Source organism: Nitrospira sp. NS4 (genome assembly GCF_049546785.1).
Lineage (GTDB): Bacteria > Nitrospirota > Nitrospiria > Nitrospirales > Nitrospiraceae > Nitrospira_D.
In genome coordinates, this window is record NZ_JBMWAN010000001.1 from 642,136 (window position 1) to 666,376 (window position 24,241).

The following is a 24,241-nucleotide window of genomic DNA, read 5'->3' on the forward strand; positions in this document are numbered from 1 at the left end:
CAGCGAATTCTTCCGCTACGCGCGCCCCGGCACTGCATCGCGACCCAAATACACCGCGGTGCTCCCCAGTTCTTCTTCGATGCGCAACAACTGGTTGTACTTTGCAATCCGGTCGGTGCGGGACAACGAGCCGGTCTTGATCAAGCCCGTATTCATCGCCACCGCCACATCGGCAATGGTCGTATCCTCGGTCTCGCCGGATCGATGCGAGATGATCGCCGTGTAGCCCGACCGCTTGGCCAACTCGATCGCGTCCAATGTTTCGGTCAACGTCCCGATCTGGTTCAACTTGATGAGAATCGAGTTGCCGATGCCCTCCTTGATACCCTTGGAGAAAATCTCGACGTTCGTCACGAAAATATCGTCGCCGACCAGCTGCACCCGCTTCCCCAGCTTCTCGGTGAGCACCTTCCACCCCTTCCAATCCAGCTCGCTCAACCCGTCTTCGATCGAGAGGATGGGATAGCGGTCCAACAGCTTCCCGTAGTAGCCGACCATTTCCTCCGACGACCGCTCCGGATTCTTTTCTGCTTCGAGGACATAGCGTCCCTTCTCGTACAGCTCACTGGCGGCGCAATCCAATGCGAGAGCAATGTCCCGTCCCGTCTTGTAGCCCGCATCGGCGATGGCCTGCATGATCAGGCTCAGGGCTTCTTCGTTCGACTGCAAATCCGGCGCGAATCCGCCTTCATCGCCTACCGCCGTATTGAGGCTCTTTTTCTTCAAGATGCCCTTCAGCGTATGAAACACTTCCGTCGCCATCCGCAACGCGTCGCTGAACGTCTTCGCTCCAACCGGCATGATCATAAACTCTTGGAGATCGAGCCGGTTGTCGGCGTGCGCGCCGCCGTTGATGATATTCATCAGCGGCACCGGCAACACCCTGGCATTCGTCCCGCCCAGATACCGATAGAGAGGTTGCCCGGTTTCGTTCGCCGCGGCCTTCGCCACTGCCAGGGACACGCCCAGGATCGCGTTCGCGCCAAGCCTGCCCTTCGTCTTTGTCCCGTCCAGCGCAATCATGGCATGGTCAATACCGGCCTGGTTGAGCGCCTCTTTCCCCAAGAGCTCGGGGGCGATCACCTTACTGATATTGGCCACGGCTTTGGAGACCCCTTTGCCCATCCAGCGCTTCTTGTCGCCATCACGCAGTTCGATCGCTTCCTTTTCACCGGTGGACGCTCCGGACGGCACCGCCGCCCGGCCCACCGCGCCGCTCTCCAGCGTGACCTCCGCCTCAACCGTGGGGTTCCCCCGTGAATCGACAATCTGCCTGCCCTTAATGTCTCGAATCGCGCTCATACGTCGTCACACTCCTTAGTAAGTACCAATGCCTAACTGCTCAACTTCTTCTTCAGCAATTCGTTGACCTTCCCCGGATTGGCTTTTCCGCCGCTTGCCTTCATCACCTGCCCGACCAGGAAACCGACGACTTGCTGCTTGCCCTCTTTGAACTGCGCCACCTGCCCAGGGCTTTTGGCCAGCACATCGTCGATGATCTTTTCCAACGCGCCTTCATCCGAGACTTGCGTGAGCCCCTTCTCCTGGACGATCTGCTCCGGCGTCTTCCCGCTGCTGTACAGTTCAGGAAAAATCTCTCGCGCCACTTTCAGGCTGATTGTGCCTTTCTCCACTAATTCCAACAGACTGACAAGCCGCTCGGGGGAGACCGGTGAAGCGCTCACGTCCGTTCCGGACGTGTTCAACTCCCGCGTCAGCTCCCCCATCACCCAATTGCTGACCGTCTTGGGCTGGTTGAACAACTTCACGCAGGCCTCAAAATAGTCGGCGAGGCCCTTGGAGGCGGTCAGCAGACCGGCGTCGTAGTCCGGCAAGCCAAAGTCGCTCACAAAACGCTTCAAGCGGGCGGCCGGCATTTCCGGAACCGAACTCCGGAAACTCTCGATCCACTCCGGATCAAGCTTCAGCGGAACAAGGTCGGGATCCGGGAAATAGCGATAGTCGTGCGCTTCTTCCTTCGAGCGCATGACAGCGGTTTCGCCCCGATCGAGATTCCAGAGGCGCGTTTCCTGCCGGATCTTGCCCCCCTCGTTCAACACTTTGGTATGCCGCTTCACTTCATACTCGATCGCATCTTTCACAAACTTAAAGGAATTGATGTTCTTCAGCTCGACCTTGGTGCCAAATTCCTTTTGGCCCACCGGACGGAGCGAGAGATTCGGCTCGCAGCGGAAGCTGCCTTCGTCCATGTTGCCGTCGCATACGTCGAGATACATCAGAATATCGCGAAGACCCTTGAGATAGGCCACCACTTCGTCCGCCGAGTTCATATCCGGCTCGGTGACGATTTCCAGGAGCGGCGTCCCGGCGCGATTGAGGTCCACACGGCTGCCGCTCGTGCCCGTCTCGTGCACATTCTTTCCGGCGTCTTCCTCAAGATGCGCGCGGCGGATCCGCACACGCTTCCTGTCGTCGCCCACGGCGATCTCGATCCAGCCGTGTTCGCAGATCGGCGCTTCGTACTGGGAAATCTGATAGCCCTTGGGCAGGTCGGGGTAGAAGTAGTTCTTCCGGGCAAACCGGTTGTTCGTCCCGATCGTGCAGTTCAGCGCCAGTCCGGCACGGACCGCCATCTCAACCGCCGCGCGATTGATGACGGGCAAGGTTCCCGGCAGCCCCAGACAGACCGGGCAGGTCTGGCTGTTCGGGGACAACCCGAAGGTCGTGCCGCACCCGCAGAACATCTTGGACTTCGTCCGCAACTGCGCATGCACTTCCACACCGATGACAACTTCGTACTTCATCCTCGGCCCTGTTCCTCGCCACGCGCGCGATCCCGCTCGCGCTTCATCGCCTCACGGCCGGCCTCGAATGCCTCGCGCAGCATCGACTTTTTCGATTCGACAAATTCTTTTCCCTGACCAACGACCTCTTCGAAGGTCTCGCCGGCCTGGTCCGCCAGGCCGCGCAGATTCTCCTCTGCCCGCCGGGCATAACCCCGGAGTTGCTCGCGGGACTCCCGTCCTGACTGCGGGGCCAACAAAAGCGCCGCGACCGCTCCCAGGGCGGCGCCGCTCACAAATGCCAGTATCACTGTCGCTGCTGAGGATCCGCGATCATCCGCCATTGTGATGTCCTCCTTCTTCTCTCCATCGTTCACGCACCACCTGCGACGCGGCCTTGAATCCCGCGACCATGCTCGCCACGTTGGTCAACAGAGTCCCCCCCGAGCCGCGCACCACATCGTGCACATACTGCACAGACTCACCCACTTCGCCGACGGCATGAAGCAACACCGCGGCATGTTCGACACCGCCCCGCGCCTGATCGGCCAGGTCGTTGAGATTCTGGCTCATGGCGCGCAGGTCGGCGATCAGCGGCGGCATCTCCGCATTCATTTTCGCCAACAACTGTTCGGACTCGGCCACCGTCTTCCGAACTTGGATCAGGACCGGAACCAGATAGCCCACCAACACCGCAAATGCGACGGCAATCAAGATGGCGGCCATTTCAACAATTGTCATATAAACCTCCAGACTAGAGACCCAAGACCAGAGGTGCTAGACCAGCCGGTTCCGGCCCTCGCCGGTTTCATCGCACCGCCGGCTTCTTCGTCCGCCACTGGGTCGATTGCTCATAGGCATGCGCCGCCCGCAACAACGTCTCCTCCTGAAACGCGCGGCCGATCATCTGCAAGCCGATCGGCATGCCCGCCTTGCTGAATCCGCAAGGCAGCGCAATGGCCGGCAAACCGGCCAGGTTGACCGAGATGGTGAAGATATCCGACAGATACATCTGCAACGGATCGTCGCTCTTTTCACCCAGCTTGAAGGCCGTTGTCGGCGTGACCGGCGTGACGATGAGATCGACCTCTTTGAAGGCCGCATCGAAATCCTGCCGAATCAGCGTCCGCACCGCTTGGGCTTTGCCGTAATAGGCGTCATAGTAGCCTGAACTGAGCGCATAGGTGCCGAGCATGATCCGGCGCTTTACCTCGGGCCCGAACCCTTCCTGTCGCGTTTTCGTGTACAACTCCAACAGGTCTTTGGTCTCTTTTGCCCGAAGACCGAACTTGACCCCGTCATACCGGGCCAAATTCGAACTCGCTTCCGCCGTCGCAATGACGTAATAGACAGCCACCGCCGCATCGGTTCTCGGCAACTGAATTTCCTTGATCTCGCCGCCGAGGCTCTTCAACTCCTCAATCGCCGCCCGCACCGCCTGCTCGACCTCCGGATCGAGCCCCTCGGCAAAGAACTCCGCGGGAATTCCAACCTTCAGCTTCTTCAGGTCTTTTTTCTTGAGCGCCTTCGTGTAGTCGGGCACAGGCACATCGGCCGACGTGGAATCCATCGGATCGTAACCGGCAATCACGCCCAACAAGAATGCGGCGTCCGCCACATCCTTCGTAATCGGGCCGATTTGATCGAGCGACGACGCGAAGGCGATCAATCCGTAGCGCGACACGCGCCCATAGGTGGGCTTCAGCCCGACCACTCCGCAAAACGCGGCCGGTTGCCGGATCGATCCGCCGGTGTCGGACCCTAGCGCGGCGGCGCATTCATCCGCCGCCACCGCGGCGGCCGATCCGCCGCTCGATCCGCCCGGCACATACTGAAGATTCCAGGGATTCCGGCTGGCACCGAACGCCGAATTTTCCGTGGACGAACCCATCGCAAACTCATCGAGATTGGTCTTGCCCAGCAGGAGATAATCCTGCGCTCGCAGCTTCCCGATGACGGTCGCGTCGTACGGGGGCACAAAATTCTGCAGCATACGCGAGGAGCAGGTCGTCGCCACGCCCTCGGTGCAGAGATTGTCCTTGATCGCCAGCGGCATGCCGCTCATCGGCTGCGTCTTCCGCCACCCTTTCAGCTTCTCATCGAGGGCCGCCGCCTGCGCCGCCGCCTGTTCCTTTTGCTGCGTGACATAGGCCTTCACCTTGGGTTCGACCTGGCTGATACGCAGAAAATAGGCGCGGACGATTTCCGACGCGGTGACTTCGCCCGCAGTGAACTTGCGCTGCAATTCGCAGAGTGTAAGTTTGTGGAGGCTCATCGTTTGGCCGACGCGTCGATCATTTGATTCTTCTCGTTCACCCGCACGATCCTGGGGGCATGCCGCTTGATTTCCTCTTCGCTGTAGTACTCGTAGCAGAAGATGATAATTTGATCGCCCACCGCCCCTTTGCGGGCCGTCGGACCGTTCAGCACAATCTCGCCGCCGCCGCGCTTGCCGTTGATCGCGTAGGTCATGAACCGTTCGCCGTTGTTCAGATTCGAGCACACGACCGCTTCATAGGGAAGAATCCCTGCGGCATCGAGCAAATCCTCATCGACCGTCAAACTCCCCTCATACTCCAAGTGCGCTCCCGTGACCGTGGCACGATGAATTTTTGACCGCAGCATTTGTCGAAACATAGCACTCCTCTATTTCCGCCCCGATACGCCGGGGACTTACTCGATGATCTTCGGCACGCAGAACCCGTCGGCCTCACGCTCCGGCGCATTCGCCAACGCCTTGTCGACCTGCAAGGACGGCCGCACCACATCGTCACGAAAGACATTCACCTGCCCCAAGACCGTCGCCGTCGGCTCAACCCCGTCCGTATTGTACTGCTTTAATTTTTCGACGTGGGTCAGGATCTGGCTCAACTGCTTGGCAAACGCCTCCGTCTCCGACTGCGACACATCCAGCCTGGCCAGCTTGGCCACTTTCTCAACGTCCTGCCTGGTGATCTCCACTGCTTCTTTCCTTCCCTCTCTCAGCGGATGTTCAAAATGGTCTTTCAGCAAGGCCGCAGGAAGTCCGTCAACCGAGGCGTACCCTCCGGGGTAGGTCGCAGGGAGACGGACGACCGAGAACGCCGCTGAAAGCCATTTTCAACGTCCAATCATTCTACCGTGACACTCTTTGCCAGGTTTCTCGGCTGATCCACATCGGCTCCCCGTAACACGGCAATGTGGTACGCGAGCAACTGCAACGGAATCGTAAAGAGAATCGGCGACAACAACGGATGCGTCTCCGGAATCGTAAACACCGCATCGGCGGTTTTCCCGAGTTCGCGCTCCCCTTCGGCCACAAACGCGATCACCGGCGCACGCCGGGCCTTCACTTCCATCAGATTGCTCACGGTTTTTTCATACAACCGGTCTTTCGGCGCCAGCACCACCACCGGCATATCCTTATCGATCAAGGCGATCGGGCCGTGCTTCATTTCGCCGGCCGCGTAGCCCTCGGCATGGATATAGGAGATTTCTTTCAGCTTCAGCGCGCCTTCGAGCGCAATGGGGAAATTGATCCCGCGGCCGAGATAGAGGAAATTCCGCTTCTTGTAGTAGCGCTTGGCAATGGCCACGATCTCCGCCTCACGCCCCAACACACGCTCCACTAAAGCCGGCAACCGGACCAGCCGGTCCAGCCAGGCCTTGCCGTCGGCGGCCGTCATGACTCTCCGCACCCGCGCAAGATGCAGCGCCAGCAAATAGAGCGCGGTGAGCTGCGCAGTGAACGCCTTCGTCGAAGCCACCCCGATTTCCGGCCCGCAGTGGGTGTACAAGACGCCGTCCGACTCGCGCGCAAGCGTACTGCCCACGACGTTCACGATCGATACGACCTTCGCGCCTTTGCCTTTCGCTTCGCGAGCCGCGGCCAGGGTATCGGCCGTTTCACCAGATTGTGAAATCGTCACGAAGAGATCGTTCTTCCCCACCAGCGGATCGCGATAACGGAACTCGCTCCCGATATCGACCTGGACCGGCGTGCGAACCATTTCCTCCAGCAAGTACTTTCCCACCAGGCCCGCATGCCAGGACGTGCCGCAGGCGACGATCCAGATCCGGTCCACCGCCGCAAACTCCTTCGGTGTGAGCCCGATATCGGGGAGATCCGCTTCACCGGTTTCGTACGAATACCGTCCGCGCATCGTGTCGAGAATCGTTTGCGGCTGCTCATGGATCTCTTTCAGCATGAAGTGGGGATAGCCGCTCTTTTCGGCCGCCGACGCATCCCAGGTAATCTTGGCCGGTTTCCGAAACACCGGATTTCCCTCGGCATCGGTTAACTGCGCATCGTGCTGGGTCACCACCGCCATGTCACCTTCTTCGAGATAGGTGACGTCCCGGGTATGGGCAAGCATGGCCATGACATCGGAGGCCACAAACGAGGCATCCTTCGTCCGGCCGATCACCAACGGGCAGCCGGATCGGGCCGCAATCAGCGTCCCCGGCTCTTTTTCGGAGATGACGGCCAACGCGTAACTCCCGCGCACATCCTGCGTCGCCGCGCGAACCGCGTCGGCCAGTCCCTTCCCCTTTTGGAGGTACTTGTCGATGAGATGCGCCACCACTTCGGTGTCGGTTTCGGATTGAAACTTGTAGCCCTCTTTTTCCAGCTGCTGCTTGAGCGGCTGATAGTTCTCGATAATGCCGTTGTGCACCAACACGCAGCCCTTTGAGCGATGGGGATGCGCATTTTGCTCCGACGGTTTGCCGTGGGTCGCCCAGCGCGTATGACCGATCCCCACCGTCCCGTTCAGGTCTTTTTCCTTGAGCGACTTCTGGAGATTGGCCAACTTGCCGACGCTACGGCGTACTTCAATCTTCTGCCCTTGAAGCACCGCGACTCCGGCCGAGTCGTACCCGCGATATTCCAGCTTGGCCAGCCCGCCGATGAGAATGGGGACCGCCTCCTGATTTCCGACATAGCCAACAATGCCGCACATCGAGCGTTACCTCTTCTTCTTTTTCCCGGACAACGCGGTCGAAGCCTTTCGGCTCTTCGACGGGGTGTCTCCCGCCGGCACGCCGTTCGACAACAGAGCCCGCCGCTTGGCCGCCCACCCGGCGCGGTTCACCTGCGGCACGCGCGCGATGACCAGTGAATCGGACGGCACGTCCTGCGTCACCGTCGTCCCCGCGGCAATCACCGTCCCCGCGCCAATCGTCACCGGCGCGACCAACTGCGTATCGCTCCCGATAAACACATGATCGCCGATGACCGTCCGGTGCTTGTTCGTCCCGTCATAATTACAGGTGATGGTGCCCGCGCCGATGTTCACGCCCTTGCCGATCGTCGCGTCGCCCAGATAGCTGAGGTGATTCGCCTTGGCTCCCTCGCCGAGATCCGTCTTCTTCATCTCGACAAAATTGCCCACCTTGGCGTTCTTGCGCACCAGCACGCCGGGCCGCAGATGCACGAAGGGCCCGATATGCGCCTCGTCATCGATCTGTGCCTCCCGCAAGACACAGTGATCCAAAATCTCCACGCGGTTGCCGACGACACAGTCGGTCATCCGCACGCCGGAATACACTGTCGTGTCCTCACCGATCACCGTCCGGCCCTCAAGCGTCACGTTCGGATACAAGATCGTGTCTTTGCCGATAGCCACGTCGGCCTCGATCCAGGTTGACGAGGGATCGACCATCGTCACGCCCGCCTCCAGCCATCGCCCGCGAATCTGCTGCCGGATTACCGCTTCGGCTTCGGCCAACTGTTGCCTCGTATTCACGCCGAGCCCTTCATCCGGATCGCTCAGCGGCATCGCCGACACCCGCTGCCCCTGCTTTACCGCCATATCGACGATGTCCGTGAGGTAATACTCGCCTTGGGCGTTATGCGGCTCGACCTTCTCCAACGCCGCAAACAGAAACCCTCCATCGACGACATAGGTCCCGACGTTGATTTCCCGAATGGCTCGCTCCTCCGGCGTCGCGTCCCGATGTTCGACGATCTTCAACACATCGGCAGATGCGGGCGCGCCACTCTGCGCTCCGCCGGCAGTCCGGCGCACGACCCGGCCGTAGCCGCTTGGATCCTCGAGCATCGCCGTCAGCATCGTCACCGTCGCGCCGGACGAACGATGGACACGCAGCAGCTCCTGCACAGTCGCCTCCTGCAGCAACGGCGTATCGCCATTGAGAATAAGATAGGCCGCCGGCTCCTTACCCCTGCCGGACACAAACACCGGTCTGGCCTGCAACACCGCATGACCGGTGCCCAATTGCTGCTTCTGCTCGACGATATGGACCGGTGCCCCGTCGCGCTGTCCTGCCAACGCGGATTCCACAACCTCTCGCACCTGGTCAGCCTGATGCCCGACCACCACAGCCACGGAGTGCCCCGCCAGACGGCGGGCCAAATCAAGCGCGTAGCGAATCATGGGGCGTCCGGCAATGCGATGCAGCACTTTTGCCTGCTTTGACCGCATGCGCGTGCCGCGGCCCGCCGCCATCACCACCACGCCCAAACGAGCCATCGATGCCGCATGCGTCGTCGCTGTCATCCGATCGGCACTCCCGCCGCCGGCTGCTTCACGCCGCTCCACTTGGCATCGGCGGCAAGCACTGACGCCATCGACGTCGAAGGAACATACAACCCGCCCGATACAATCAGCTTCATGGCCTCCTCAACGCTGATATCCACCGACGTCACTTCCCGCTCAGGCACCAGCAAAAAATAGCCGGAGGTCGGATTCGGCGACGTGGGAACATAGACGTGAATCAACGGATCCTGGCCCAAGGCCGCCGTCTCGGATTTCGTCACCCCTGTGACAAACGCAAAGCAATAATGGCCGTTCTTGGGGAATTGAATGAGCACGACACGATGATACGACCCGCGATCCGAAAACGAGAGAATGTCCATCATCGACTTCAGCGTGGAATATATTCCGCGCACGAGCGGCAGACGATTGAGCCAATCCTCCCACATCCGGACGATCTGTCGCCCCATGAAATTCGCGGCAAAAAGCCCGACAGAGAAAATCAAGATCAGTAAGGTCACAATACCGAGTCCCGGCACGTAATAAGCCGGCACCATCTGAGCGAGGACGTTCCCGAGGATCCCGTCCACCGTGACAAACAACGTCTTCAGGATAAGAATCGTTCCCCAGATCGGAGTGACGACGAGCACCCCGGTTAAAAAGTACCGTTTTAAAGCGGTTTTGAGCATAGATTCAGACGCTGGAAGAGGCCCCTATATTGTGGTGGTTCATAATACAGAGTTTATTCGAGTCGTCGCAAGCCTTTTCTTGCTAATTTCAACGAGTTAGATAGCTTTACAGCCGGAAATAGTTTCTCCACAAGCCCATTCGGGATGAGACCTGTCAGGCCACGAGATGTCGAGCCCCGGCGCGCGAACCACTGAGCGACGCACTCTACCTTCTACGCCGGATCCGATTCTTGCTATTCACCTGGCCTTGGCATAGGATCCCGCCCCATTGTGCGGGCGCTTTGAACGCCACTTTCTCCCCCTGGGCCAGAGAGACCCGCATCCGTTGCACGAGAAACCTCCTATGAAATCAGGCATTGGTCTCTGCGGAGCGCACAGAGTCGGAAAAACCACGCTGGCGCAAGCTGTCAGTCAAGCCACGGGCATCCCGTTTCTCAAAACCCATACAAGCCACATCTTCCAACAACACGGCCTTGATCCGGCCAAACCCATGGCCTTCGAGACCAGGCTGGCGATTCAACAAGAGATCTTAGCTGCCGGAGAAACCGTGTGGCTGCAGGAAACGAATAACTTCATCAGTGATCGAACCCCGCTGGATATGGCCGCGTATACACTGGCGGACATTCACGGCACCACCGCGATCAATGAGACGGCGTTCAGACAATACCTCACGGACTGCATCGAAAAAACCAACCGGTTCTTTTCCACCTTGATTATTGTCCCCCCGGGCATTCCTCTGGTTCCCGAACCGGGAAAAGCCGCGCTCCATGACGCCTACATCGAACATATCCACACTTTGATCGTCGGCCTCTGTCACGATGAACGGATTTCTGCCACAGTCTACCACCTGGGACGGGATGTCTTGTCGCTGGACGATCGAGTGACACAGACCATCTCGCGCCTCCCGTAAGCGCCCGCCAGCCGGTCTCGTCATTATCCTTGCTATACATCAGCCGGTAGGCCCTAGGTGATAGGGCCTAACAGGCCGGGATGATTACCTTCATTGACTGCTCCGCATGGACGAGATAAATACCCACACATTGCAAACACTTATGCAATAAGGACTGGCCGAACGGAAAATGACTCTTCACGCCAGGTCGAGCAACGCATGAGCCCTGCACCGCCACATGTACTGACCATCCTCATCGTTGAGGACCAGGACGGCCCGCGAGAGGTACTGGCAACCCTGCTGCGTCCTCACTATCGCGTCCATAGCGCCGACAGCGCGACGGCCGCCCTCCGTATCGTTCAAGATCACCGCATCGATCTGATCATTCAAGATATCGGACTGCCCGATCGCAACGGCATCGAGCTGTTACGCGATTTGCAACCCCTCACTGATACCAAAGTCATTGTCATCAGCGGCGCGGGCACGGTCCAATCGGCCCAGGACGCCATCAAACTTGGAGCCGTGGCATATCTCCTCAAACCATTTAACACTGAAGAACTACTTGTTCTGGTTCACAAGACGCTGACCCCGCATGCCGCATAAGCAGACTCGACATGCGCCGACTGCTGTGCGCTCTTGAATCGACGCTCCCTTCCCACCTACAATCCCTTCCAGTCGTCCACTTCGTCACATACACACAGCAGACTGCGACCTGCCCATGCCTTTTCGGGACATCAGCGGCCATGAACGTCCGATCGCCATTCTTCAGGCCGCGCTGTCACACGAGCGACTCGGACATGCCTATCTCTTCCATGGGGAAGACGCCATCGGCAAACGCCTCACCGCCATTCATCTCGCTCAAGCGTTGAACTGCGAACGCCCCTCGGCCCCTGAGTCGCTCGACGGCTGCGGAAGCTGCCGCGCCTGTCAGCAGATCGCCGCGCACACCCATCCGGACTTCATCGTCATCGAGCCGGACCGTGAATTGGCCACACCGCAAATCAAGATTGAACAGGTACGGGAAATCGAGCAGCAGTTTATTTATCGCCCGCTCATGGGCGAGCGAAAAATCTGCCTGATTGATGATGCGGACCGCATGACCCTCGGCGCCGCCAATGCCCTCCTCAAGACGCTCGAAGAACCACCGGGCCATGCCCTCTTTCTCCTCATCACCAGCAGACCCAATGCGCTCCCCATCACCATTCGCTCACGCTGCCAGCTCCTGCGCTTTACCACTCCGGCCCGCACACAAGTCGAGGCCGCGGTGATTTTGAAACGCGACGTCCCTCCGGCCGATGCCCGCCTGCTGGCGCTCGTCACGGACGGACGCATCGGCGACGCGCTCACGCTGGATCTCGCCGCCCTGCGCGAACGCCAACAGGAATGCCTCGAGCTGCTGGCGCCGCAAACGCTCCGCTCCACATCGGCTATTCTCATCGCGGCAGAAAGTCTGGCCAAAGCCGACCGCGGACTGGAAACCCTCACCTGGATCAGCCGCTGGATCCGGGATCTCATGCTCATCCATGTCGGCGGCGATCAGGACCAGATCCTCCATCTCGAACAGCTCGCGCAACTGCAAGACTATGCCCAACGGGCCGACCTCACCCAGCTCCTCAACCTCCAGAAAGACATCGAGAAGCTCGAACAAAGCGCCACCCGCCACTTGAATCTCCATATGGCGCTGGAGTCGTGCCTGCTCCGGCTCCGCGAGGCCCTGGCTCTGGCTCCCGCAGGAACGCCTGCCTAGAAATATTTGCTGACAACCTGGTATCTTCCCGTTCGCCATGCGCGACGCAAACAGCTTCTACATCACGACGCCGATCTATTACGTCAACGATGTCCCCCACATCGGCCATGCCTACACGACTGTCGCCGCCGACGTCCTCGCGCGCTATTGGCGGTTGCGCGGACGCGACGTCTTCTTTCTGACCGGTCTCGATGAGCATGGACAAAAAGTCCAGCAGGCGGCTGCGAAGTCCGGGATCGATCCCCAAGCCCATTGCGACAAACTCGCCCCGCAGTTTCAGGATCTCTGGAAGCGCCTCAATATTTCGAACGACGCCTTCATCAGAACCACCGATGCCCCACACAAATCCGTGGTTCAACGCTACCTCCAAGAGCTGTACGACAAGCAGCTGATTTATCAGGACTCTTACACAGGCTGGTACTGCACCTTCGACGAACGATTCTGGACCGAAAAGGATGTGGCGGATGGACTCTGCCCGGACTGTAAACGCCCCGTCGAGAAGCTCAGCGAACATAACTACTTCTTCAAGATGGGGCAGTATCAGGACCGCCTGATCGACCACATCAAGCAACATCCGACCTTCATCCGCCCCGAATCGCGGCGCAACGAAGTCCTCGGCTTCTTGCAGACACAGAAACTCGGCGATCTCTCGATCTCGCGCCCGAAGTCCCGCCTCTCCTGGGGCATCGAACTGCCGTTCGACAGGGACTACGTCACCTACGTCTGGTTCGACGCGCTCGTCAATTACGTCTCGGCCCTGGAATATCTGCCGAAAAATCCGGCGCTCGACCAGTTCTGGCCCGCTTCGGTCCATTTGGTCGGGAAAGATATTCTGACCACCCACGCCGTCTACTGGTCCACCATGTTGATGGCGCTCAACCTGCCACTACCGGAGACCATCTTCGCGCACGGGTGGTGGACCGTCGACGGCGAAAAGATGTCAAAGAGCCGCGGCAACGTCGTGGATCCGAACAAGATGGTCGATGCATTCGGGGCCGATGCATTCCGCTATTTCCTGCTCCGTGAAGTACCCTTCGGACAGGACGGCGACTTTTCTCAATCGGCCATGGTCGCGAGCATCAACAGCGACCTGGCCAACGGAGTCGGAAATCTGCTCAGCCGCACCCTCACCATGATCGAGCGATTCGCTGGTGGCGCCATTCCTACGGCCGGCAGTCCGGCCATCCCCGAGATCGAAACCCGGATCGCCGCAGCCGCAGCAACACTCCCGGCAACCGTCGAACATGGATTCGGCGCACTTGCGTTTCGAGACAACCTCCAGGCCATCTGGGAACTCGTCGGCCTCTGCGACGAATACATCGATAAGGCCGCGCCCTGGCAACTGGCCAAGAATCCTGAACACCTCCCGCGCCTGAACACCGTCTTGAATACAACGACCAAAGCCCTGCGCTTGCTGTCAGTGCTCCTCTATCCCTACATGCCCCACACCGCACAGCAACTCGTGAAACAACTGGGCCTCTCCCTCGATTTGTCCCGACCGCTTCCGCCATCAGCCTATGACTGGGAGACGCCGCTGCCCGGCGTACGAATCTGCAAAGGCCCGGGCCTCTTCCCGCGTATCGAAACAAAACCACAAGGAGCGAAACCCGTGAGCGACACTCCAGCGCCCCCTCAGCCAACCCCCGCCGCACCAGCGACAACTTCCATACCACCATCTCCGACGCCCACCGCCTCTAGCCCCACGCCACAAGCCCCTGCTCCGGCACAGATCACCATCGACGAATTCCTGAAAATTCAGTTGAAGACGGCGAAGGTGCTCAGCGCGGAACGCGTGCCGAAGTCGGACAAGCTGCTGAAACTGCAGGTCTCGCTCGGCACGGAACAGCGGCAGATCGTGGCGGGCATCGGCAAGAAGTATGAACCGGAAACCTTAGTCGGCAAGACCATCGTCATCGTGGCCAATCTGAAACCGGCTAAGCTTATGGGCATCGAATCGCAGGGCATGGTCCTCGCCGCCGGTGATACCGAAGTGCGCGGCCTGGCAACCATCCTGGAAGACGTGGAACCAGGCACCAAGGTCAAATGATCCCCGTGCGCACATTTGTCCGTCTGTTGTGCATCGCCGCAATTCTTTCTACACCACTCCCCTGCCTCGCCCTCCCCGCTGAAGAGGATTCGTCTCATGACCTGCATCTGAACGATCCGAAACCCACCACCGTGCTGGTGCGCGTCGTCGCCCATGGCTCGATGGTACTGGGGAAGGAAGTCGGTGGCGCGCGCGTCACCATCACCGACGTGGCCAGCGGGCAGATCCTCGCATCCGGCCTCCAGCAAGGGGACGCGGGAGACCAGAACCAGATCATGCGCACCCCGCGCCTGATGGAAGAGGCGCACTACAGCACGCGCCCGTCGGCGGCCTTCACCGCCACCCTCGACCTCGTCCGGCCCATCCTCGTCGACATTGCAGCCGAAGGGCCGTTGGCCTTTCCGGCGGCGACCCAGCGCGTGACCACACGCACCTGGCTGATTCCCGGCCACGACCTGACCAGCGACGGAATCGTGCTGACGCTCTACGGCTACATTGTCCAGATCGAACATCCGAAAGCCGGCGGCGCAGGCCTCATCGCCAAAGACGACGTCATGCTCCGCGCTTCGGTGCGCACCCTGTCCGGCGCGCTCGTCCGCCCCCATGGCGACTGGGACTCCCGGCGAGTCCACATTTACGGCGAACTCCTCATCGGGGCACGCGTGGTCGAGCGTCTCCAACTCTTCTACAGCGGGGACAAGGCCGGCTTCGAAGCCCCCTTCTTCGTCCCGCTCCCCAAAGACGCCCCGGACGGCATCACCCTTCGCGTCGTCGCGGCCGACCCCTCCAGCGGCAACTTCGGCATCGGCGAAGCCAAATTCCCCGTCTTGAGCGAGCGGCTTCCCCCGAAATCTCCCCGATAGTCGCGCCTTCCGCTCCAAGGAAATCTTGCTCCCTCCGCGCGGCCGTGCGAGACTGTCAGCTATGACCGCCTTGGCCTCCTATGAACGGCTCCGCTCGCGTCTGCACCTGGCGCTTGGCCTGAATGCCATCGTCATCACCGCCGAATTCATCGGCGGGTTTCTGCTCGACAGCATGGGCCTCATGAGCGACGCCGGGCACAATCTCGTGGACCAGGGCTCGCTCTTCCTCGCCCTCTATGCGCATCTGCTGACCGCCAGACCGGCGAGTGCCACCCGTACCTTCGGATACCACCGGGCTGGGGTGATCGCGGCCTTCTTGAATTCATTCGTGCTGTTGCTGACCGCCCTGGGCATTACCCTCGTCGGACTCAAGCGCCTCCTCCACCCGGTTACGGTCGACGGGGGCTGGATGATGGCCATCGCCGCGCTGAGCTTCGCGGCGAACTTGAGCATCGCGTTGTTGCTTCAGCACGGCGCGAAAGATGATCTGAACATCCGCAGCGCCTTCTGGCATATGCTGGGAGATGCGTGGGTATCGTTGGGGGTGGTCGTCAGCGGCGGGGCGATTCTCCTGACCGGTTGGACGATTCTGGACCCCTTGATCAGCCTGCTGGTCGTCGGCGCCATTCTCCACGGAGCCTGGCCGCTCTTCAAGGAATCGCTGGATGTCCTGCTGGAATCCACTCCGCCCACGATCAGCCCGACTCACATCGCCGCCATGATCGAAAGCATCCCTGGCGTGAAAAACGTCCACGACCTCCATATCTGGGCCGTGGAACCGCGCCTCATCATACTCACCTGCCATGTACTGGTGGACGGGGATGACGAGGTACTGACGAACGCCTTGCTTCACACCATCCGCGACCGCGTGTCATCCGGGTTCGGCATTCATCACATGACCATTCAAATGGGCACCCACTGCTGCGAACCTGACACCGTCCACTGCGACCTCTCCAAACTTCCGGCACGCAACCAACCCGTCGAATCCCTCGCCCACCCCCATCATCATTGAGCTTTTCACCGGCCGTCCCACCCGATAGAATACGAATCGTCATCCCGATACCACCTATCGCAATCGACTAATGAGGAATGTCTATGCCCGTTCCCTTCTATCTTCTCTGCGGCTCGCTCGGCGCGGGCAAGACCACGCTGCTGATGCGGCTGCTGGAACATTGGAAACAGGAGGGGCGACGGGTGGGCGTGCTGATGAACGAAGCCGGCGAGATCAGCATCGACGGGCCGCGCGCCGGGACCATCGCCGAGCAGGTCATGAATCTCGCCGGGGGCTGCGTCTGTTGCGACACCAAGGAAGATCTGTCCTGGGGCATCGCGCAGCTGGTGAACGATGCGGAGTCGGATGTGTTGATTCTCGAATGTTCGGGGCTGGCCGACCCGGCGGAGGTGATCGACGCGGTCACGGACCTCTACACCGCCCGTCTCACCACGCTGGAGCGGGTGATCGCCCTGCTGCATCCGATCCCCAGCGAAACCAGCAGCTCCAGTCACTATGTCACGACCCAGGCCATTCGCTGCGCGGACGAGTTGATCCTGAATAAGCAGGACCTCTATGTGCCGGGCCATTGGGAAGATTTCAAAAGCGGGATCGTGAAACAGAATCCCTATGCCCGTCTCTGGGAAACCGCCCACGCCCGCATCGACCCCACCGCCTTGCTGTCGCCCGTACAGACCACCCGGCCAGCCTCCAGGACGAATGTGACGTTTGGCGCACCCCGCCCCTCAGGCTCACACCAGCGAGCGGATTATCATCCCATTGCCACCACCGTGCGCCTCCCCGGCCCCTTGAATCGCGCGCGATTTCTGGCCTGGACCGAGACGCTGCCCAAGGAACTCGAACGCGCCAAAGGATTCTTTCGTTTTGAGCATGAACCGGAGCTGCAGGAATTCCAGTATGCCCCGCCGGGACAGGCAACGATTGCGCCCGTTATGCTGCTGGACGAACCGGATCCGGCAATCGTGCTCATCGGGCGCGGTTTCGATCGCGAGCAATGCCAGGCGCAACTGCTCGCCTGCCTCGCCCCGCGCTAGCCAGCTGTTGGACAAGTTCGCCAGCAGCAGCCTCGCATCAATCCTGGATGATGCGCCGCATCATGATGAGTCAAAGGTGACGTGCAACGCGGGCAGACTCGCCGTTGGGACCTTACTGCTCGGCCGCGGTGGCCAGCCTGCGAAGACAACCCACCGACACATCCTTGCCCCCTGAGCACAGGTCCGTAGCGCGACCTGACCGCGGGACGCACGCGTTCGACCGATTTTGAATTGTCTCCCGCGGAACGCAGTGGTAGGATGCACGCCCATCAGGGTCAGGCCGCGCTGATTGAAGCCAAAACACGCGCGACATAAAGGACAGCCCGATGACAGACCCTCACGCCCACACCCCTGACCAACAGACCAACGACCTGTACCGGCTCATTGTCGATGCCGCGCCGACCGGACTTCTCCTGACCAACCGGGAAGGCCTCATCATCCTGCTCAACCAGCAGGTGGAACAGATGTTCGGGTACCGGCGCGAGGAACTCGTCGGCCAATCCGTTGAACTGTTGATGCCGCCACGCTTCTCTCCGGAACATGCCCGCCACCGACAGACCTTGAACCAGGCTCCGTCGGCTCGCGCCATGGGTGTCGGCCGCGATTTGTACGGCCGGCGTAAAGACGGCTCCGAATTCCCCATCGAGATCGGCCTCAACCCGGTCACACTCCCCTCCGGCACGCACTACCTGGCATCGATGATCGACATCACGGCACGCAAGCAAGGCGAGCAGGATCTCCACCAATCCCGTGCAGACTTAGAGCGCCGCGTCCGGGAGCGCACCGCGGAACTCGTGACCATCAACACCGCCTTGCGCGAGGGCGAGGAGCGCTACCGCCTTCTGGCCGATGCCACCTTCGACGGCATCGCCATCCACAATCAAGGCATCATTGTCGAAGCCAACCCCGGACTGGAGCGGATGTTCGGATATGCTCCCGGCGAGTTGATCGGGACAGCCCTCCTCAACCTGGTGGCCGACGAATGCCGGGAGAAGGTCGTTGCCGCTATGCAGGCCGGTGAACAACCCCCTTACGAGTCCGTAGGCCGGCGCAAAGACGGCTCCACATTCTCGGAAGAAGTCATCGTCAAGCCCTACCGGTATAAAGGCCACGACATGCATCTCGTGGCCATCCGCGATATTACCGAGCGCAAACGCGCCGAGAAAGCCCTGCAATCGGCCTACCAACAGCTCAGCTTCCATATTGAAAACACGCCTCTGGCGGTCATCGAATGGACCGCGGATATGCGTCTGCAACGCTGGTCCCCGCAGGCAGAAAAGATTTTCGGATGGCGGTCTGAGGAGGTAGAGGGGAAATATTCTCACGAATGGCGGTTCGTCTTCACCGACGATACGGAGGCCCTGCACGGCGTCATCGACCGGCTGATGAAGGGCCGCGAGCGCCAGAACGTCTATCGGGGCCGCCAGTACACCAAAGCCGGCGGCGTCGTGCATTGCGTCTGGCACAACTCGGTCCTGACGGACGAGCGCGGGGCGGTCGTCTCGATCATGTCGCTAATCCAGGATTTATCCGGACAAGTGCGGCTGGAACAACAATTCCATCACGCCCAGAAGATGGATGCCATCGGACGCCTCGCGGGGGGCATCGCCCACGACTTCAATAATTTATTGACGGTCATCAACGGATACAGCGATCTGGCGCTCGCAAACCGCAACATCCCGCCGCGCGTGCAGAACGGACTGCAGCAGATTCTGAATGCCGGCCATCGCGCCGCCTCGCTGACGCATCAATTGCTGGCCTTCAGCCGCCAGCAGGTCATGCAACCGCAGGTGCTGAATATCAACTCCGTTGTGGTCAACATGGAGAAGCTGTTACGCCGCCTGATCGGCGAAAACATCAAGTTGATCTGCCGGCTGGACGAGAAGATCGGACGCATCAAGGCCGATCCCGGACAAATTGAACAAATCGTGATGAATTTGGCCGTCAACGCGCGCGATGCCATGCCGAACGGCGGACAACTGATCATCGAAACCCAGCACGTGGAACTGGACGACGCCTTTCTCTCCACTCAGGCGCCGACGCTGTCTCCCGGCCCCTATGTTCTGCTGGCGATAGAGGATACCGGCATCGGCATGGACGACGTCACGCTCATGCGGATCTTCGAACCGTTTTTCACGACCAAGGGCCCCGGAAAAGGCACGGGGCTCGGCCTGGCCACCGTGCATGGGATTGTGCAGCAGAGCAACGGATTGATCACCGTGTCCAGCCAGCTTGGGCAGGGCACGCGATTTCAGATTTATTTTCCGCGCGTCACGGCCGCGATCCAGCCGGTCGCCAAGACCGGCTCCCCGCAAGCGGCCGTCAAAGGCACCGAGACCGTGTTACTGGTCGAAGATGAACCGATCGTGAGAGCTTTTGCCCGCCAGGTCCTGACGGACCACGGATACGCCGTGCTGGAAGCGGCGACCGCCGAGGAGGGGCTTTTTTTGAGCAACGGTTATGACAACACCATTCATTTATTGCTGTCCGATGTGGTCCTGCCCACCGGCGGCGGCCCGCTCCTCGCCAAACATCTGCGCAATCAACGTTCCAGCATTAAAGTCTTGCTGATGTCCGGCTACATCGATCGCGGCTTCAGCATCGCGGACAACCTGGCCGATACGACGCCGTTCATCCAGAAGCCCTTCACCCAGGAAGTCCTGCTGCAAAAAATCCGCACCGTGCTCGACACCCCGGAAACGAACTCAGACACCGCGCAACAGCTCTCGTGGCTCACGTAATCTGACGAACAGCCGGGGTTCTAAACCTCGGCCAATGCAGGAGCGCCCAGGCGGTTCCGCTGCCGATGAGTCCTCCGAGCACCCACCCGCCGAGCACATCAGTCGCATAGTGCGCACCGACATAGACGCGGGCGAATCCCACGAAGCCCACGATCGGCCAGCTGATCCAGCCGGTTTTTGGATAGAGCACCTGGAGAAACGCCGCTGCGGCTGCCGTGTTCATCGCATGGTTGGAGGGAAAGCTGAACAACCGGCCGCATGCGCCTCCCCCGACCACGATGGCTTCGTGAACAGCGTGACAGGGGCGCACCCGCGCCACCAGCCATTTGAGCTGCCCGCCAAGAAAATCGGACAGGCCGATGGCGCCGGCGAGAAACGGACTCCCGAGCAAGGCCTCCCACCGACGACGCCAGATCCAATAGGCGACCGCACACCCGACAGGAAAATACAACGTGCTGGTGGCGCTGAGACGGAGGAACAGCTGGTCGAAGATCTCAGAGCGGCCGGCGAGTCCGTTGATGGCGAGAAAGAGGGACTCGTCGAGGCTCACGAGGCACCCATGGGGTGGGGCGAGAAGCCAAACGCACGGGGTGCGACCTGCACAGCTCGCTTTCCCCTCATCACGTGCCTCATGCCCCTAAGCTTCCGCTCACCGGGTCCGAAAATGAATACGAACGGTGAGTTCCCCGTCGACGGCGTCGTCGCCCTTCATCTGGGGCTCGAAGGTCCATTTGCTTAAGGCTGCGAGGCCGGCGGCGGTCAACTCCCGATGCTTAGCGGGTTCCAGCACCACGACTGTCACCTTGGCCTCTTTCGAGACGAGCAGCCGCGCCTTCATCCAATCGTCGAGTTCTTTGCCGTCCAGCGACGAAGGAATGCCCGGCCAGGGCGTCGATTTCGCGACCGGCCCCAACTGCTGATCCTTGTTGAGGGACAACCCGTGAACATGCACTTCGGGCAATTCAAGGATATCCTCCTGATGATCCGCTTCGTGCGTGGCCTCATCCCCGACCGCCGCCATCGAGGAAACCGGCGAGAAACAGATCGTGACGACAACAAGCCAAACGAATCGCTTCACCATGTTCATCGCTTCACCCGGGTTTAGAAAAACCATTGGGCGCGGAAGAAAAAGGACCGTTGCATGCCGGTGTGCGGCACTCCCAGCCCGATACTGCCCTCGCCTTGATTGTAGAAGTATTTGTAATTGAACAAGTTGATGGCATCAACTCCCACCAGAAGCTTCTGCTTGTCCCACGGCAGTTCGAACACGTGCGTAATCGACGCATTGTACGTGGTCCATGACGGAAAGTGCGAGGAGTTTGTGAGGGCTTCATCGCTCGACGCAGTCCGCAGCCCAGACCCATACAGCATTTGACCCGAGAGAGTTGTGTTGGACGGGAACCGGTAGGCGACAACTGCCGAGCTGGTCATGGTTTGGGAGTGGTCGCAGAACACGCCCCCCGGTGTATTGATGTCCGTAATCTCCTTCGTCTCCAGCAGGTAGTGCCCGGATTGTAAGCCATTGCCTTTGCACCGGCCCCATGCCACGCTGCCGCGGGCACTGAGGCTGTCTGTGATGTGCAGTTTCAGAGCTCCGTCGATCCCCATTTGATAGCCCCATTCGAAGGCGAAGAAGTTAAGCATGGGTGTCGAGCCGAACTGACCCGCATCGGACTGAAAATGATTCCGCTTGTAATAGGCCGCCAATTCCAGCGTCGCCCAGCTGCTGAGGGCGTGATAGCTGCCCACCTCGAAGTAGTGCGACCGCTCCGCGCGGGGATTGAAGCCGGTCGGATTGTCCGGCTCTGCCGTAGTGCCCTGGAGATTCAAATTGCCAAACGCAATCTGCTCAACATTCGGCGGCGTAAACAGCCGGCCATAGTAGGCGTGAAATACGTTCGCCTGATTGAACTTGTAGGCCACACCGATGCGCGGGCTCACCTGTCCTTCATTGTAGAACCCTTGAATGAGATCGCCCCGTAATCCGAGATTGAGCGTCCATTGGTCGTTGAGACTCCATTGGTCTTGAATCCACACCTCCTCACGCACCTGCACGTTCGTCTTGGAGCCGGTCTGGGTGATGACCGGTCCGATCGGGAGGCCGGTGCCGGGGTCCCGGGCGAAGTCAAACAACTGGGCCGTATTATGTGCGTCGGTGTACTGGAATTGAAAACCCGACTTGACGAGGTGGTGCTTGTCGGGAGTCCACGTATAGTCAAGCCTGGTGCCCAGTGAGTAGGCCTTCCGCTTCTGGTTCGCCGTCGAGAAGGGTTCCGCCGCATCAGGCGTATAGGTCAGTGCGTTGAGCGGGTCTGTGGTGAAATTCGCGTAGGAGCTGCGCAAAAATCCGGCGAGCTGGAAAAAATTTTCGGCGTTCACGTCATGGCGCCAGACCATGTGGGTGTATTGGGAGTTCTCTTTCTGGTTCTGGTTGACCGCCTGGGATGGCGCCGGCAAGAACGTGGGATCCTGCGCTTGAAGCAGCCCCAGCACATCCGGGTTTGCCTCCAGGTTGTTGATCGTGGGGATCTGATACTTCGCAACCGCGTTCAAGAAAATCCAGCTGACGCTGTTCCGGTTGTCGTGCTGGTAATCACCTCGCAGATACGTCTGGTTGCGCTCGGATTGATCATGGAACGGCGGCCGGTCGAAGGTCGGCGGCTCAATACCGCGATTCGTCGACGTATAGCTGTTGAGGATGTAATAGCGGAACTTTTCTCCGATCGTGCCTCCGTACTCGAACGATGGCGTCACCTCCTGATTGGAGCCGCCATATCCCTGCAGCGACCCGAAGCCTGGTTTCGTGCCGCTCTTGCTGGTGATATCGACCACGATCGCGCTTTTGTTGCCATACTGCGCCTCCATTCCGCCGAGAGTAATATCCGCTCGCTCCCACATACGAGGCGAAATGATATCGGTGAAAGTCGAGCTGACGCCTTCCGGAATCGGCACGCCGTCGATCCGGAACTGTTGGTTCGCATGATCCTGACGGATGTGGGTCTGCCCCAAGCCTCCGTAGACCACGCCGGGAACCGTCTGCAAGACCTCGGCGACCGTGTTATTGTTGCCACGCGGCAGCACTTCGATATCCTTGCGGCTCACCGAATAGGTTTCGCTCGACGCCTTGTATTGGATCGGCGCTAAAAGAGAAACCACCTCCAGCGCAATCTCCCTCGTTTGTGACAGCGTGAGCGCGACCGGCTTGGGTTCATCGGAGCCCAACACCAGCACGACATATTCGCTTCGATAGGTGTCTTGCACGGCACTCACGGAATACGTCGCATTGGCAGGGACCGAGACCGAAAATTCGCCGGCGTCATTCGAGACCGCCGTCGCCACGGAAGTGCCTTCCTGATCCTTGACCTCCACCACCGCCTGTCCGACCCGGCGAAGATCCTGATTCTGCACCGCCCCCCGGATCACGACTTGCCCGTCACTCTCTGCGGCATCGGCGATGGATGCCATCGACAGCAGTATCCCGATCCCCATACTGAAGCCCATCACTGCCCACGCACACGGCCCCGCACATCGCATGAAGTCCTCCCGCCCATTCAACAGATGGATTGGAAATAGGCCACAGTCCGGCGCCAAAAGGCGCCGAACCGTCATCGATCGTTGAAGAGGAACCTAGCGACGCGGAGGCGCGCGGGAGGGACCGAGCGAAGAAGTCTCGACCGACAGCAGAATCGATTCGGCCGGATGCTCGACGACGCTGACCAGTTCGCAGGCGGTCAGAATCGGCACGCCCACATCCAGCGACCCGGCCGTATGGTGCTGAACCCACTGACAGAGGTCGGTATCGGAGTGCTCGTGACCGTCGTGATCGGCGGCGGCCAACTCGTGGTGGACATCCTGCGCGACGGCAAACGGGGCCAGCCCGAGGAGGATGAAAACCATCCCGAGCGCGAGGACCGCACGGAGCAGAACCGGCGAACTATGGACTGTGGACTTCACAAACACCATTGAGAATCCGTCAGGCGCATCGAGGCCTTATGGCAA

General features: G+C 60.1%; 22 protein-coding genes. 8 read left to right on the top strand and 14 right to left on the bottom strand.

All coding sequences use genetic code 11. From position 1 onward, the window contains the following. Positions 1–15: 15 nt before the first annotated feature. The 10 genes from eno to ACO9S2_RS02825 form a co-directional block, all read right to left on the bottom strand. Complete coding sequence (gene eno / locus ACO9S2_RS02780; RefSeq protein ID WP_423720319.1) at positions 16–1,302, bottom strand: phosphopyruvate hydratase; 1,287 nt, start codon at positions 1,300–1,302, stop codon at positions 16–18. Between the two features lie 32 nt (positions 1,303–1,334). Further along, complete coding sequence (gatB, locus tag ACO9S2_RS02785) at positions 1,335–2,765, bottom strand: Asp-tRNA(Asn)/Glu-tRNA(Gln) amidotransferase subunit GatB (RefSeq protein WP_423720320.1); 1,431 nt, start codon at positions 2,763–2,765, stop codon at positions 1,335–1,337. Continuing rightward, positions 2,762–3,088 carry a YtxH domain-containing protein gene (locus ACO9S2_RS02790; RefSeq protein WP_423720321.1) on the bottom strand — a complete coding sequence of 109 codons (327 nt, stop codon included), beginning with the start codon at positions 3,086–3,088 and terminating at the stop codon, positions 2,762–2,764. The genes gatB and ACO9S2_RS02790 overlap by 4 nt, the downstream gene beginning before the upstream one ends. Further along, complete coding sequence (locus ACO9S2_RS02795) at positions 3,078–3,485, bottom strand: DUF948 domain-containing protein (protein WP_423720322.1); 408 nt, start codon at positions 3,483–3,485, stop codon at positions 3,078–3,080. The genes ACO9S2_RS02790 and ACO9S2_RS02795 overlap by 11 nt, the downstream gene beginning before the upstream one ends. A 67-nt stretch (positions 3,486–3,552) precedes the next feature. Beyond that, entirely contained in the window at positions 3,553–5,019 is a 1,467-nt protein-coding gene (gatA, locus tag ACO9S2_RS02800) for an Asp-tRNA(Asn)/Glu-tRNA(Gln) amidotransferase subunit GatA (RefSeq protein ID WP_423720323.1), read from the bottom strand. Beyond that, a complete protein-coding gene (gene panD / locus ACO9S2_RS02805) occupies positions 5,016–5,381 on the bottom strand; it encodes an aspartate 1-decarboxylase (RefSeq protein WP_423720324.1) in 366 nt (121 codons plus the stop codon). The genes gatA and panD overlap by 4 nt, the downstream gene beginning before the upstream one ends. A 36-nt stretch (positions 5,382–5,417) precedes the next feature. Beyond that, on the bottom strand, positions 5,418–5,705 hold the full coding sequence (gene gatC, locus ACO9S2_RS02810) for an Asp-tRNA(Asn)/Glu-tRNA(Gln) amidotransferase subunit GatC (RefSeq protein ID WP_423720326.1): 288 nt from the start codon (positions 5,703–5,705) through the stop codon (positions 5,418–5,420). A gap of 149 nt (positions 5,706–5,854) precedes the next feature. Continuing rightward, positions 5,855–7,684 carry a glutamine--fructose-6-phosphate transaminase (isomerizing) gene (glmS, locus tag ACO9S2_RS02815; RefSeq protein WP_423720327.1) on the bottom strand — a complete coding sequence of 610 codons (1,830 nt, stop codon included), beginning with the start codon at positions 7,682–7,684 and terminating at the stop codon, positions 5,855–5,857. 6 nt (positions 7,685–7,690) lie between these two features. After that, a complete protein-coding gene (gene glmU, locus ACO9S2_RS02820; protein ID WP_423720703.1) occupies positions 7,691–9,217 on the bottom strand; it encodes a bifunctional UDP-N-acetylglucosamine diphosphorylase/glucosamine-1-phosphate N-acetyltransferase GlmU in 1,527 nt (508 codons plus the stop codon). 23 nt (positions 9,218–9,240) lie between these two features. Continuing rightward, the gene (locus tag ACO9S2_RS02825; RefSeq protein WP_423720329.1) at positions 9,241–9,909 is read right to left on the bottom strand and encodes a DUF502 domain-containing protein; all 669 of its coding nucleotides are present in this window, start codon (positions 9,907–9,909) and stop codon (positions 9,241–9,243) included. 343 nt (positions 9,910–10,252) lie between these two features. Between ACO9S2_RS02825 and ACO9S2_RS02830 the strand changes: the two genes are divergently transcribed. From ACO9S2_RS02830 to ACO9S2_RS02865, 8 genes are all read left to right on the top strand, one after another. Next, the gene (locus tag ACO9S2_RS02830; RefSeq protein ID WP_423720331.1) at positions 10,253–10,819 is read left to right on the top strand and encodes an AAA family ATPase; all 567 of its coding nucleotides are present in this window, start codon (positions 10,253–10,255) and stop codon (positions 10,817–10,819) included. A 198-nt stretch (positions 10,820–11,017) separates the two neighbouring features. Then, positions 11,018–11,401 (top strand): response regulator, encoded by a 384-nt coding sequence (locus tag ACO9S2_RS02835; RefSeq protein ID WP_423720332.1) that lies wholly within the window; start codon positions 11,018–11,020, stop codon positions 11,399–11,401. 115 nt (positions 11,402–11,516) lie between these two features. Next, the gene (gene holB / locus ACO9S2_RS02840; protein ID WP_423720333.1) at positions 11,517–12,545 is read left to right on the top strand and encodes a DNA polymerase III subunit delta'; all 1,029 of its coding nucleotides are present in this window, start codon (positions 11,517–11,519) and stop codon (positions 12,543–12,545) included. 37 nt (positions 12,546–12,582) lie between these two features. Beyond that, complete coding sequence (metG, locus tag ACO9S2_RS02845) at positions 12,583–14,592, top strand: methionine--tRNA ligase (protein ID WP_423720334.1); 2,010 nt, start codon at positions 12,583–12,585, stop codon at positions 14,590–14,592. Positions 14,593–14,597: 5 nt separating this feature from the next. Further along, positions 14,598–15,455: a hypothetical protein gene (locus tag ACO9S2_RS02850; protein ID WP_423720335.1), complete on the top strand. Its 858-nt coding sequence runs from the start codon at positions 14,598–14,600 to the stop codon at positions 15,453–15,455. A 61-nt stretch (positions 15,456–15,516) separates the two neighbouring features. Then, a complete protein-coding gene (locus ACO9S2_RS02855; protein ID WP_423720337.1) occupies positions 15,517–16,467 on the top strand; it encodes a cation diffusion facilitator family transporter in 951 nt (316 codons plus the stop codon). 83 nt (positions 16,468–16,550) lie between these two features. After that, positions 16,551–17,501, top strand: coding sequence for a CobW family GTP-binding protein (locus ACO9S2_RS02860; RefSeq protein WP_423720338.1), 951 nt, complete (start codon positions 16,551–16,553; stop codon positions 17,499–17,501). A gap of 326 nt (positions 17,502–17,827) precedes the next feature. After that, positions 17,828–20,242, top strand: a complete 2,415-nt coding sequence (locus ACO9S2_RS02865) for a PAS domain S-box protein (protein ID WP_423720339.1) — start codon at positions 17,828–17,830, stop codon at positions 20,240–20,242. Here the strand turns inward: ACO9S2_RS02865 and ACO9S2_RS02870 are convergent. The 4 genes from ACO9S2_RS02870 to ACO9S2_RS02885 all read right to left on the bottom strand — a co-directional run bounded on the left by ACO9S2_RS02870 (position 20,235) and on the right by ACO9S2_RS02885 (position 24,205). Beyond that, positions 20,235–20,792, bottom strand: coding sequence for a phosphatase PAP2 family protein (locus tag ACO9S2_RS02870; RefSeq protein WP_423720341.1), 558 nt, complete (start codon positions 20,790–20,792; stop codon positions 20,235–20,237). The genes ACO9S2_RS02865 and ACO9S2_RS02870 overlap by 8 nt on opposite strands. 99 nt (positions 20,793–20,891) lie before the next feature. Next, positions 20,892–21,323, bottom strand: coding sequence for an energy transducer TonB (locus ACO9S2_RS02875; protein ID WP_423720342.1), 432 nt, complete (start codon positions 21,321–21,323; stop codon positions 20,892–20,894). A 20-nt stretch (positions 21,324–21,343) separates the two neighbouring features. Beyond that, entirely contained in the window at positions 21,344–23,731 is a 2,388-nt protein-coding gene (locus ACO9S2_RS02880) for a TonB-dependent receptor (protein WP_423720343.1), read from the bottom strand. Between the two features lie 138 nt (positions 23,732–23,869). Next, positions 23,870–24,205, bottom strand: a complete 336-nt coding sequence (locus tag ACO9S2_RS02885) for a hypothetical protein (RefSeq protein WP_423720344.1) — start codon at positions 24,203–24,205, stop codon at positions 23,870–23,872. Positions 24,206–24,241: the final 36 nt, after the last annotated feature.